The sequence below is a fragment of the Pseudomonas sp. UBA1879 genome (genome assembly GCF_002338065.1).
GTDB lineage: Bacteria > Pseudomonadota > Gammaproteobacteria > Pseudomonadales > Pseudomonadaceae > Aquipseudomonas.
In genome coordinates, this window is the sequence record NZ_DDHJ01000015.1 from 339,582 (window position 1) to 352,670 (window position 13,089).

The 13,089-nt window shown below is 62.2% G+C and carries 7 protein-coding genes and 1 pseudogene; 6 read left to right on the forward strand and 2 right to left on the reverse strand.

The genetic code is table 11. The features are described from left to right. Positions 1-48: 48 nt before the first annotated feature. The 4 genes and pseudogenes from B3N48_RS16685 (at position 49) to B3N48_RS16700 (ending at position 7,708) form a co-directional block, all read left to right on the forward strand. Complete coding sequence (locus B3N48_RS16685) at positions 49-3,156, forward strand: efflux RND transporter permease subunit (RefSeq protein WP_296185555.1); 3,108 nt, start codon at positions 49-51, stop codon at positions 3,154-3,156. After that, positions 3,153-4,643 carry an efflux transporter outer membrane subunit gene (locus tag B3N48_RS16690; RefSeq protein WP_296185557.1) on the forward strand — a complete coding sequence of 497 codons (1,491 nt, stop codon included), beginning with the start codon at positions 3,153-3,155 and terminating at the stop codon, positions 4,641-4,643. Before B3N48_RS16685 ends, B3N48_RS16690 begins: the two co-directional genes overlap by 4 nt. A gap of 126 nt (positions 4,644-4,769) precedes the next feature. Continuing rightward, a pseudogene (locus B3N48_RS16695) lies at positions 4,770-6,859 on the forward strand (putative bifunctional diguanylate cyclase/phosphodiesterase). 102 nt (positions 6,860-6,961) lie between these two features. Next, positions 6,962-7,708: an SDR family oxidoreductase gene (locus B3N48_RS16700; RefSeq protein WP_296185559.1), complete on the forward strand. Its 747-nt coding sequence runs from the start codon at positions 6,962-6,964 to the stop codon at positions 7,706-7,708. Positions 7,709-7,853: 145 nt separating this feature from the next. Here the strand turns inward: B3N48_RS16700 and mapR are convergent, their stop codons facing one another. Next, positions 7,854-9,299, reverse strand: coding sequence for a GntR family transcriptional regulator MpaR (mapR, locus tag B3N48_RS16705; protein WP_296185560.1), 1,446 nt, complete (start codon positions 9,297-9,299; stop codon positions 7,854-7,856). A gap of 652 nt (positions 9,300-9,951) precedes the next feature. Here mapR and B3N48_RS16710 point away from each other — a divergent pair. After that, positions 9,952-10,497, forward strand: coding sequence for an MgtC/SapB family protein (locus tag B3N48_RS16710; RefSeq protein ID WP_296185561.1), 546 nt, complete (start codon positions 9,952-9,954; stop codon positions 10,495-10,497). 35 nt (positions 10,498-10,532) lie between these two features. On the opposite strand, the gene B3N48_RS16715 is transcribed toward B3N48_RS16710, so the two are convergent. Beyond that, entirely contained in the window at positions 10,533-10,709 is a 177-nt protein-coding gene (locus B3N48_RS16715) for a hypothetical protein (RefSeq protein WP_296185562.1), read from the reverse strand. 329 nt (positions 10,710-11,038) lie between these two features. Between B3N48_RS16715 and B3N48_RS16720 the strand changes: the two genes are divergently transcribed. Further along, positions 11,039-13,075 carry an alpha-1,4-glucan--maltose-1-phosphate maltosyltransferase gene (locus tag B3N48_RS16720; protein WP_296185564.1) on the forward strand — a complete coding sequence of 679 codons (2,037 nt, stop codon included), beginning with the start codon at positions 11,039-11,041 and terminating at the stop codon, positions 13,073-13,075. Positions 13,076-13,089: the final 14 nt, after the last annotated feature.

Genomic DNA, 13,089 nt, shown 5'->3' on the forward strand with positions numbered 1-13,089 from the left:
CAAGGCTTCTGCTTGTAGCTTGCCGCTCAAAACTCGGAGCTGCTTCTAGTGAACCTGTCAGCGCCTTTCATTCGCCGGCCGGTGGCGACGATTCTGTTGAGCCTGGCGATCATGCTGCTGGGAGGCATGAGTTTTAACCTGTTGCCAGTGTCACCGCTGCCGAATATGGATTTCCCGGTGATCGTGGTCACGGCCTCGTTGCCCGGTGCCAGCCCGGAGATCATGGCGTCCAGCGTGGCCACGCCGCTCGAACGTTCACTGGGCACGATTGCCGGGATGAACACCATGAGCAGCCGGTCGAGTCAGGGCACCACGCGGATCATTCTGCAGTTCGACATGGACCGCGACATCAACGGGGCGGCCCGTGAGGTTCAGGCGGCGATCAACGCCTCCCGCAGCCTGCTGCCCAGCGGGATGCGCAGCATGCCGACGTACAAAAAGGTCAACCCGTCTCAGGCGCCGATCATGGTGTTGTCGCTGACCTCCGACGTGCTGGAAAAAGGCGAGCTGTACGACCTGGCCTCGACGATTCTGTCCCAGAGCCTGTCGCAGGTAAACGGCGTGGGCGAGGTGCAGATTGGCGGCAGTTCGCTGCCAGCTGTGCGGGTCGAGCTGGAGCCCAAGCTGCTCGAGCAATACGCCGTGTCGCTGGACGAAGTGCGTACGACCATTGCCAACGCGAACGTACGGCGCCCGAAAGGCTCGGTGGAGAACGCCGAACACAACTGGCAGGTGCAGGCCAACGATCAACTGGAAAAGGCCAAGGACTACGGTCCGCTGGTGATCCGCTATCAGAACGGCGCGGCGCTGCGCCTCAAGGACGTGGCTCGGGTACGGGACTCCGTCGAGGACAGGTACAACAGCGGGTTCTTCAACGACAAATCGGCAGTGCTGCTGGTGATCAACCGGCAGGCTGGGGCGAACATCATCGAAACGGTCGCCGCGATCAAGGCGCAACTGCCTGCGCTTCAGGCCGTCCTCCCCGCCAGCGTCAAGCTGGACCTGGCCATGGATCGCTCGCCGGTGATCAAAGCCACGCTGCACGAAGCGGAAATGACCCTGCTGATCGCCGTGGTGCTGGTGATCATGGTGGTGTTCCTGTTCCTCGGCAATTTCCGCGCCTCGCTGATTCCGACCCTGGCCGTGCCGGTGTCGCTGGTGGGTACGTTCGCGATCATGTACCTGTACGGTTTCTCGCTGAACAACCTGTCGCTGATGGCCTTGATCCTGGCCACGGGGCTGGTGGTGGACGACGCCATCGTAGTGCTGGAGAACATTTCCCGGCACATCGACGAGGGCGTGCCACCGATGCAGGCGGCGTATCGCGGGGCGCAGGAGGTCGGCTTCACATTGCTGTCGATGAACGTGTCGCTGGTGGCGGTGTTCATTTCGATCCTGTTCATGGGCGGATTGGTGGAGAGCCTGTTTCGCGAGTTTTCCATCACGCTGTCGGCGTCGATCATCGTGTCGCTGGTGGTTTCCCTGAGCCTGACGCCGATGCTCTGCGCCCGTTGGCTCAAGCCCCACGTGCCCGGCACGGAAAACCGCTTGCAGCGCTGGAGCCAGCGGGTCAACGACCGCATGGTCGCCGCGTACGACCGCAGCCTGGGCTGGGCCTTGCGTCACCGGCGTCTGACCTTGCTGACGCTGCTGATTACCATTGGCGTCAATATTGCCCTGTACGTGGTGGTGCCGAAGACCTTCTTGCCGCAGCAGGACACTGGCCAGCTCATCGGTTTCGTGCGAGGCGATGACGGCCTGTCGTTCTCGGTCATGCAGCCGAAGCTCGACGTGTTTCGCGCCGCGCTGCTCAAAGACCCTGCCGTGGAGAGCGTGGCCGGGTTCATCGGTGGCAACGGCGGCACGGGCAACGCCTTTATCATCGTGCGCCTCAAGCCGATTTCCGAACGCAAGCTCGGCGCCGAACAAGTGGTGGAGCGGTTGCGCAAGGAAATGCCGCTGGTGCCCGGCGGCCGCCTGTTTTTGCAGCCCGACCAGGACCTGCAACTGGGGGGCGGGCGTGAACAGACCACCTCGCAATACCAGTACATCCTGCAAAGCGGTGACCTCGAAAGCCTGCGCACGTGGTACCCGAAGGTCGCTGCCGCATTCAAGTCGCTCAAGGAGCTGACGGCGATCGACGCCCGCGACGGCGGCGGTACGCAGCAGGTGACCCTGATCGTCGACCGCGACGCCGCGAAGCGTCTGGGTATCGACATGAATACCATCACCACCGTGCTGAACAACGCCTACAGTCAGCGGCAGATTTCCACCATTTACGACCCGCTCAACCAATACCGGGTGGTGATGGAGATCAACCCCAAATACGCGCTGGACCCCATCACGCTGGAGCAGGTGCAAGTGATCACGGCCGATGGCGCCCGCGTGCCGTTGTCGACCCTTGCCCACTACGAGCGCACGTTGGAAGACGACCGGGTCAGCCACGACGGCCAGTTCGCCTCGGAAAGCATTTCCTTCGACCTCGCTGACGGCGTCAGCCTTGACGACGCCAACGCCGCCATTGAGCGCACGGTGGCGGCATTGGGCTTGCCGGAAGACGTGATCGCCAAGATGGCAGGGACGGCGGATGCGTTCGCCGCGACCCAGAAAAGTCAGCCGTGGATGATCCTCGGCGCGCTGGTGGCGGTGTACCTGGTGCTGGGCATTTTGTACGAAAGCTACGTGCACCCGCTGACGATCCTGTCCACGCTGCCGTCGGCGGGGGTAGGGGCGCTGTTGAGCATCTACCTGACCGGCGGGCAGTTCAGCCTGATTTCGCTGCTGGGTCTGTTCCTGTTGATCGGCGTGGTGAAAAAGAACGCCATCCTGATGATCGACCTCGCCCTGCAACTGGAGCGGGGCAGCGGCATGACGCCCATGGAGTCGATCCGTAACGCCTGCCTGCAACGGTTGCGGCCGATTCTGATGACCACGCTGGCCGCCATTCTTGGCGCCGTGCCGTTGCTGCTCAGCAGTGCCGAAGGCGCCGAAATGCGCAGACCGCTGGGTCTGACCATCATTGGCGGCCTGATCCTGAGCCAGATTCTCACGCTGTACACCACGCCTGTGGTTTACCTTTACCTCGACCGTCTGCGTCACCGCGTCAATAAATGGCGCGGCGTGCGGACGGATGCTGCCCTGGATACGCCGCTATGACCCTTCGCCAGACCCTTTCCTTCCAGCAGCGGACGTTGCCCGCGCGGCGCTTGTTCACCGTCAGCCTGTGCGCGCTGCTGCTCAGCGCTTGCGCCGTCGGGCCGGATTACCAGAAACCCGACGTCACCACGCCCGCGCACTTCAAACAGGCCGAAGGCTGGAGCCAGGCCAACCCCAGCGATGCCATCGCGCGCGGCGCCTGGTGGGAAATCTACGGCGACGCTCAACTCAACGGCCTGGTGGAAAGGCTCAACACCTCCAATCAGACCGTCGCCCAATACGAAGCGCAATACCGCCAGGCTGAAGCGCTGGTGCGCAGCGCGCGGGGGGCGTTTTTCCCGACTCTGGACCTGACCACCAGCAAGAACCGTTCGAGCCAGGGCACCGGCAGCAGCAGCTCCAGCCTCAGCAGTTCCAGCAGCGGGATTCGCGACACCTATAACGCGCAACTGGGCGTCAGTTGGGAAGCCGACATCTGGGGCAAACTGCGGCGGGGCTTGGAAGCCGACAAGGCCAGCGCCCAGGCCAGCCTCGCCGACCTGGCGTCGATGCAGCTGAGCCTTCAGTCGCAATTGGTGCAGAACTACCTGCAATTGCGGGTGATCGACGAACAGAAGCGCTTGCTGGAATCAACCGTTGAAACCTACGAGCGCTCGCTCAAACTGACCCAGAACCAATACCGCGCCGGCATTTCCGGACGTGACGCCATCGCTCAGGCGCAGACGCAGCTGAAAGGCACCCAGGCCGACCTCATTGATCTCGCCTGGCAGCGGGCTCAATTCGAGAGCGCGATCGCGGTGTTGATGGGCCAAGCCCCGGCGGATTTCAGCCTGGCACCGACCACGACGATTCCGACGCTGCCGCAGATCCCCGCGCAATTGCCTTCGCAGTTGCTCGAGCGTCGCCCGGACATTGCTGCCGCCGAGCGGTCGGTGATGGCGGCCAACGCCAATATCGGCGTGGCCAAGGCCGCGTACTACCCCGACCTGACCCTGAGCATGAACGGCGGTTACAGCAGCAGCACGTTCAGCAACTGGATCACCTTGCCCAACCGCTTCTGGTCGGTGGGGCCGCAGCTGGCCATGACGCTCTTCGACGGCGGCCAGCGTGGCGCCGAGGTCGACCGCACCGAGGCCGTCTACGATCAGACTGTCGCCCAATACCGCCAGACGGTGCTGGACGGCTTCAAGGAAGTCGAGGACTACATGGCGCAGTTGCGGGTCTACGAACAGGAGGCGCGCGTGCGTGCCGAGGCGCTGCAGGCCGCTCGGGATTCACTGCGCCTGACCAGCAACCAGTACAAGGCCGGACTGATTGGCTACCTCGATGTGGTCAACGTGCAAACCACGGCGCTCAGCAATGAACGCAGCGTGCTCAACGTGTTGCAGAGCCGGTTGATCGCCAGCGTGCAATTGATCGCGGCCCTGGGCGGCGGGTGGAACGCCGAGACCGGCTTGTCGCGGGACTCGGCGATTAGCCGACGCTGAGTCACGCTTTCATGGCTGATTGCCATTATTTCGACCGGCTGTGGGGATTTTTACGCGGATTCCGGTAGAATTGCGCCGAATTCTTGGGGCTGCCTGGCCCTTGCCGTTGAATTTCGAGTCGCGCCCATGTTGATTGGCCATTACACCTTTTCGCTGGTTCTGGTTTCCGTTCTGGTGGCGATCCTGGCGTCCTACACGGCGCTGGATCTCGCCGGTCGCATTGCCACGGCAAAAGGCAGGGCGAAGCTGCTGTGGATTCTCGGTGGCGCGTTGTCCTTGGGCATCGGCATCTGGTCGATGCACTTCATCGGCATGCTGGCATTCAAGCTGCCCATCGAGCTGGGTTTTGACCTGACGCTCACGATGTTGTCCCTGTTGGTGGCGGTGTTGTCTTCTGCCTTCGCGCTGTGGCTGGTCAGTCATGAGCGGGTGCCGCTGCTGCAGGTCCTGTTCGGCGCGCTGGCCATGGGTGTCGGCATCAGCACCATGCATTACACCGGCATGGCTGCTCTGCGCATGCAACCGGGCATCGACTACGACCCGACGCTGTTCGTCGCCTCCTTGCTCATCGCAGGCACTGCGTCCGGTGCAGCGCTATGGATCGCCATCCGCTTGCGTCGGCAAACCCCTTATGTACGTTTGCTACGGGGTGGGGCGGCGGTGGTGATGGGCTTCGCCATTGTCGGCATGCATTACACCGGCATGGCCGCGGCCAATTTCGCTGAAGGCAGCTATTGCGGCGCCGTGACCACAGGCCTGCGCACTGACGGGCTGGACAAACTGGTGCTGATCGTCACCCTTGCGGTACTGGCCATCACCCTGCTGACGTCAGTGCTCGATACGCGGCTCGAAGCGCGCACCGCTCAACTCGCGCACTCTCTGAGCGAAGCCAACCGCGAACTGATCCAACTGGCACTGCACGATACGCTGACCGGCCTGCCGAACCGGATTCTGCTGGCCGATCGTATCGAACAGGCCATGCGTAAAGTGGATTCGCAAGGTGGCCTGTTCGCCCTGATGTTCATGGACCTGGACGGCTTCAAACCGGTGAACGATGCCTATGGGCATCACGTAGGCGACCAATTGTTGCGCGACGTGGCGCTGCGCATGCGTGAGAACTTCCACCGTCACGACACCCTGGCGCGCATCGGCGGCGACGAGTTCGTGCTGCTGGTGGAGCTTGAAGACGTGGACGACGCCACCACGGTGGCGTCGCGGCAGGTGAGTCTGGTGAACAAGCCATTCAGCGTGCAAGACCACGACCTGCAAGTGACGGTGAGCATCGGCATCAGCCTGTACCCCGGCAAGGGTCGCACGCAGCAGGAATTGCTGATGAACGCCGACGCCGCCATGTACCACGCGAAAAGCGCGGGCAAGAACGGCTACAGCTTCTTCGATGCGTCGATGAACACCAATGCGCGCAATCAATTGCAGCTGTTGCAAGACCTGCGCATCGGCTGCGTGAAGGGCAGTTCTGCCTGCATTACCAACCCAAATTCGAAGCCGGATCCTGCGCGCCGGTCGGGGCCGAAGCGCTGGTGCGCTGGAATCACCCCGAGCAGGGTTTGTTGATGCCGGACGCGTTCATCGGGCTGGCAGAACGGACCGGGCTGATCATCAACCTCGGCGAATGGGTGCTGAATGAGGCCTGCCGGCAGATGCGGGTCTGGTATGACGGTGGGTACACTCGCTGGCGCATTGCGGTCAATCTGTCAGCCTTGCAGTTCAGTCACGCCGGGCTGGTGAACAGTGTCGCCCGTTCGCTCGCCGCCCACGGATTGCCTGCCAACTGCCTGACGCTGGAGATCACCGAAACCACGGCCATGAATGACGCCGATGCCAGCCTGTCGGTGCTGCAAAAGTTGGCCGACATGGGGGTCGATATTTCCATCGATGATTTCGGTACGGGTTACTCCAGCCTCATGTACCTCAAGCGACTGCCTGCCAACGAGCTGAAAATAGATCGGGGCTTTGTGCGCGAACTGGAACACGACAGCGACGACGCGGCGATCGTCTCGGCCATCGTGGCACTAGGGCAGGCGTTGAATCTGCGGATCGTCGCCGAAGGGGTGGAAACCCCGAACCAACAGCATTTCCTGACCGAACTGGGGTGCAACGCCTTGCAGGGCTACTTGCTGGGCATTCCGCTGCCCGCAGAGCGTTTCATGGCGGATATTGACGCGGCACAGAAACGCGTCGCCGAGAACACCGTTTGACGTTTCACGCTTGGCATAACACTGGGACGCCATGACCCACGGCATGCGCCGCCGCCACTGGCATACCCGGAATAAGATTGGCGCTTCGATTCGGACACACCCATGGACAAAAACCTCCTCATCACTGGCGGCTCCCGAGGCATCGGCGCCGCCACGGCCGTTCTGGCAGCCTCGCAAGGTTACCGCGTGTGCATCAACTATCTGTCTGATCACGCCGCCGCCGAGCGCGTCTGCCATCAAATCCGTGAGTCCGGAGGGCACGCGATCGCGATTCAGGCGGATGTCAGCAACGAAGATGAAATCATCCGCCTGTTTGCCAAAGTGGACGCCGAGCTGGGGCGCGTCAGTGCCCTGGTGAACAACGCGGGCACCGTGGCCGAACAGTCACGGGTCGAACACATGTCGGAATTTCGCATGCTCAAGATCATGATGAGCAACGTGGTCGGGCCCATGCTGTGCAGTAAACATGCGCTGCTGCGCATGCTGCCGCGTCACGGGGGGCGGGGTGGCAGCATCGTCAACGTGTCGTCCGTGGCGGCACGTCTGGGTTCGCCGGGCGAGTACGTCGATTACGCCGCGTCCAAAGGCGCGCTCGACACCTTCACCCTCGGCCTGGCCAAGGAAGTGGCGGGCGAGGGTGTGCGGGTCAATGCCGTACGGCCGGGGTACATCTTCACTGATTTCCATGCGCTCAGCGGCGACCCGCAACGGGTAAGCAAGCTGGAACCGACCCTTCCCATGGGGCGCGGCGGCCTGGCCGACGAAGTCGCTGAGGCGATCGTCTGGTTGCTGTCGGACAAGGCGTCGTATTCCACCGGCACCTTCATTGATTTGGGTGGAGGGCGCTGAAGTCGACTGAGCCGTCAGGGTATCCGGACTGTGGGAGTGAGCAAGCTGACGGAGGGGGCAGGGCAATCGACGCGATGCTGTCTGCTACAACGTCTTGGTGAGCCAGCTCACTCCCACAGTACGGTTGCGCACCCTGAAAGGTGTCTCACCCTCCCATCATCGACCTGACGATCTTGCCCAATGTCTCCATCGCCCGCTCGGACGCCTCGCTCCAGGGGCTGCCGTAATTCAGCCGGATGCAGTTCTTGAACCGTCGGGTCGGGGAAAAGATCGGGCCGGGGGCGATGCTGATGCCTTGGGCGGAGGCCACCTGAAAGACTTTCAGCGAGTCGATTTGCTCAGGCATTTCCACCCAGAGGAAATACCCGCCCGAGGGCTGACTGACCCGGACCTGTGCCGGAAAATACCGCGCCACGGCGCTGAGCATCGCTCGCAGTTGATCTTCCAGGCTGTTGCGCAATTTGCGCAGATGGCGGTCATAGCCGCCGTGTTGCAGGTAATCGGCAATCGCCGCTTGTGCAGGCATCGACGCGCACAGGGACGTCATGATTTTGAGCCGCTCCACCTTCTGCGCGTAGCGTCCCGCTGCAACCCAGCCCACTCGATACCCGGGCGCCAGGCTTTTCGCGAATGAGCCGCAATGCAACACCAGCCCTTCGGTGTCGAACGCCTTCGCCGGTTTCGGCGCGTGCTGACCGTAATACAACTCGGCATACACATCGTCTTCGATCAGCGGCACGTCATGCTTGCGCAACAGGTCCACCAACTCGCGTTTGCGCGCTTCGGGCACGGTGGCGCCAGTGGGGTTCTGGAAGCTGGTCATGCTCCAGCAGGCTTTGATCGGGTAGCGTTGGAGGGTCTGCTCCAGCACATTCAGGTCGATGCCGGTCTGCGGGTGTACCGGGATTTCTACGGCCTTGAGTTTGAGGCGTTCCAGCACTTGCAGGCAGGCGTAGAACGCGGGGGCTTCGATGGCGACCAGATCACCCGGTTCAGTCACAGCTTGCAGGCACAGGTTCAGGGCCTCCAGCGCGCCGTTGGTGATCAGCAGTTCCTCCATTGGCAGCATCTGCCCGGCCACCGTGTAGCGCAGGGCGATCTGTCGGCGCAGCGTCGGGTTGCCGGGCGACAGGTCGCTGACCACCATGCTCGGGTCCATGTCGCGGGTGGCGCTGGCCAATGAGCGCGCCAGTCGTTGCAGCGGAAACAGGCTTGCGCTGGGAAATGCGGAGCCGAAGGGCACGGTGTTCGGGTCTTTGATCGACTCCAGCACTGAAAACACCAGTTCGCTGACGTCGACTTCCGTGGACTCGCTGACGCGTGACACGGCTGGCAGTTCAGCGGTCGTCGGCGTATCGAAGCGTTGGGCGGCGAAGGGGACAGGGCTGTCATTGACGAAATAGCCGGATCGCGGGCGCGCACGGATCAAACCTCTGCGCTCCAACAGGTAATACGCCTGGAACACCGTGGAAGGGCTCACCCCGTGGGTCTGGCTGGCGTAGCGGACCGAGGGCACACGCTGCCCGGCAACGAGGACGCCCGAGCGGATCAGCTCGGCGATGTCGTCCGCGAATTTCTCGTAGCGCTTCATGGCGGGCTCACTGAGAGGAATGCCAGCACTATGCGCGTCAGACTGTTTTTAGTACAGATCCAGAATTTTCAATAAATAGCGGATCAGATCACGGCCGAGGGCTTACCGCTGGTTACGGCTGCGGGGGGCCTCGTCCGATCAGCGGGCGGGGCGTTGCGTCTTCGGCGATGCCAAGCCAATCACCCATCCCCGACACAACACGTGTAGGAGACGCCGGACGGATGACGGCCGCGAAGCTGGGGTTCAGGTGGCGATGCGTCGTCTGACACACCGCCATCGCGGCCGTCGTGCCTCCGGCTGCTCCTACAGAGGTCGGTGTTGAGCGTGGTTTTCGGGTTGGTCACTCGCTTGTAGGAGCCGCCGGAGGGACGACGGCAGCGACGCGGTGGTTCAAGTGCCGATGCATCGTCTGACACACCGCCATCGCGGCCGTCGTGCCTCCGGCTGCTCCTACAGATTAAGCGTCAAGTCAGGAATTTCGCCGCACCGCCCATCCTGTAGGAGACGCCGGAGGGACGACGGCAGCGAAGCGCAATGTCAGGCCATGCGCTTTCACCAGACTCACTGCCATCGTCCAGTCGCCGCGGGCGGCAGCACTCTCACCCGCCGCCGCGGTCCATTGTTCAGCGCATCCCGTGCAAGGAGGATCTTGATGAATGGCTGGTGGGAGGAAGTTGTCGACACGTTGCGTTCCGAGTTCTCGGACATCACCGATGCATCCCAGCTCACGCGGGTGACCGTCCGTTTGACCATTGCGGCCGTTTTGGGTGGCATTCTGGGCTTTGAACGGGAACACAAGGGCAAAGCCGCCGGGGTCCGCACGCATATGCTGGTGTGCATGGGCGCGGCGTTATTCGTGCTGGTGCCGCGATTGGCCGGCGCGGACGATGCGGCCTTGAGCCGAGTGGTGCAGGGCATTGTCGCGGGGATCGGGTTTCTCGGCGCGGGCACGATCCTCAAGGGAGAGAATCTCAATACCCATCGAGTCAAGGGCCTGACCACCGCTGCGGGCCTGTGGATGACCGCGGCCATTGGTATCGCCGCAGGCATGGGGCGAGAAGCCACGGCGGTGCTGAGTACGGTATTGGCGTTGGGGATTTTGAGTCTGATGCCGATGATCGTCGAGCGGATCGATCCGCCAGAAGAACGGGATAAAAACCCGGCTCGCAAGACCGGCGGGGATTCGCACCAACCCTGAGCACGCAGGTCCGTGCCGAGGGCTGGCGATCGGGGTTATGCAGATGGGTTTGAGGCCAATACTACAGGAGGCTCCTGACTCGGCGGGTCACCTTTGGGTGGTTCGATCACCGGGGGCATGGTGGGTGGCGGCGGTTCCTCGGGCTTGGGCACCGGCAGTTCGGGATCATCAATGTTTGGATCGGGCGTTTCCGCTGGAACGGGAATGGTCATTGCTTCACCTTCCTTTGGCGCAGGTTGCATGAGGCAGTAGTGCCGGATTTCAACGCGCTCGAGGTCTTCGACAGTGAAGCAATTTGAATGATTCAGCGTATTTGACGCGGGCTATCACGGCCCGCAGTGCAGCGGCCTGTGAATCGTTTTCAGGCCTCGCAAAGCTCTTTGAACTTTTCCCCGAGACTGGCGTTCGGAACCTATGCGGCCGGATTCGGGCAAAGCGTGCTCACACGCCGGACGCTGTTGAATCATGGAAGAGACGTCGACGGAATGGACTATACGGACTTGTACACGGAGCGTCCCTGGGGCGTGAGGAGTGATGCTCGATGAATGTGACTGCTGATCAGCCATACGGCCCGGATTCCCTGGCCACCGATGTACCGCACCCAACCCAGCCTTTATCCCTGACCCAGGCCTTGCAACTGCCGCGCATTGTCATCGAAGACACGCAGCCGGTGCTGGAGCATGGGCTGCTGGCCGCCAAAGCCATTGCCGGCCAGCCGGTCACGGTCACCAGCAAGGTGTTCGCAGATGGCCACGACAAAATGGCGGTGCGGATTCTTTACCGCGCAGTCGACGAGCAAGAATGGCTTATCGCCCCGATGCGCGAATTGGGGAACGACAGCTGGATCGGTGGATTTACCCCGACCTCGGTGAGTCGCTATCTGTTTCGTCTTGAAGCCTGGATCGATCAGTTCGCCAGCTACCGCTACGAGCTGGAGAAGAAATACGCGGCCGGCGTTTCCATCGGGCTCGAGCTGGAAGAAGGCCGTCTGCACCTGCAGCATGCCTCCGAGCGCAGCCAGCACGAACTCAAAGGCCAGATCGACAGCCTGTTGCAACGTCTGGGCGAAAACACCGAACACGACGCGCAGGTTGCGTTGCTCCTGCACAGCGAAACGGCGGCCGTGATGGCCAAGGCCGACAATCATGCGTTCTTGAGTCGCAGCGTCGAATTCCCGCTTGACGTGGAGCGTGAGCGCGCGCAATTCGCCAGCTGGTACGAGCTGTTCCCGCGCTCGATTACCGACGATAAGAGCCGCCACGGGACCTTCAACGACGTCCATGGCCGCCTGCCGATGATTCGCGACATGGGCTTCGATGTGCTGTATTTCCCGCCGATTCACCCTATCGGCCGCGCCCATCGTAAAGGCCCGAACAATTCGCTCACGGCAGGACCGGATGATCCGGGCAGCCCTTACGCGATTGGCAGCGCGGACGGTGGCCATGATGCGGTTCACCCGCAGCTGGGCACCCGCGAAGATTTCCGCAATCTGGTGGCGGCTGCCGCCGAGCATGGCCTGGAAATCGCCCTCGATTTCGCGATCCAGTGTTCCCAGGACCACCTGTGGCTCAAAGAGCATCCGGGCTGGTTCTCGTGGCGGCCGGACGGGACCATCCGTTACGCGGAAAACCCGCCGAAGAAATATCAGGACATCGTCAACGTCGATTTCTACGCCCCCGACGCCATTCCCAGTCTCTGGCTGGAACTGCGCGATGTGATTCTGGGTTGGGTCGAGGAGGGCGTGAAGATCTTCCGCGTCGATAACCCGCACACTAAACCGCTGCCGTTTTGGCAATGGATGATTGCCGATGTGCGCGCTCGGCATCCGGACGTGATGTTCCTCGCCGAAGCCTTCACCAAGCCGGCGATGATGGCGCGGCTGGGTAAGGTCGGTTACTCCCAGAGCTACACCTATTTCACCTGGCGCAACACCAAGGCAGAGTTGGCCGAGTACTTCACCCAACTCAATGAGTCGCCGTGGCGTGAGTGCTACCGGCCGAACTTTTTCGTCAATACGCCGGACATCAACCCGCACTTCCTGCACGACTCGGGGCGTCCGGGCTTCCTGATCCGGGCGGCCCTGGCCACCATGGGCTCGGGGCTCTGGGGCATGTATTCCGGCTTTGAGCTCTGCGAATCGGCGCCCGTGCCGGGTAAAGAGGAATACCTCGATTCCGAAAAATACGAGATTCGCCCCCGGGATTACACTGCGCCCGGCAACATCATTGCCGAGATCGCCCAGCTCAACCGCATCCGTCGCCAGAACCCGGCACTGCAGACCCACCTCGGCTTGCGCCTATACAACGCCTGGAACGACAACATTCTTTACTTCGGCAAGCGCAGCGTCGACGGCAGCAACTTCATCCTGGTCGCCGTCAGCCTGGACCCGCGCAATGTGCAGGAAGCCTATTTCGAGCTGCCGCTGTGGGAAATGGGGTTGCCGGACGACGCCGCGACACTGGGCGAAGACCTGATGACAGGCCACAGCTGGACCTGGTACGGCAAGACGCAGTTCATGCGCATCGACCCTTCTTATCAGCCGTTTGGCATCTGGCGCATCAAAGCGCCCACCCAATAATTAAAGGAAGTGGT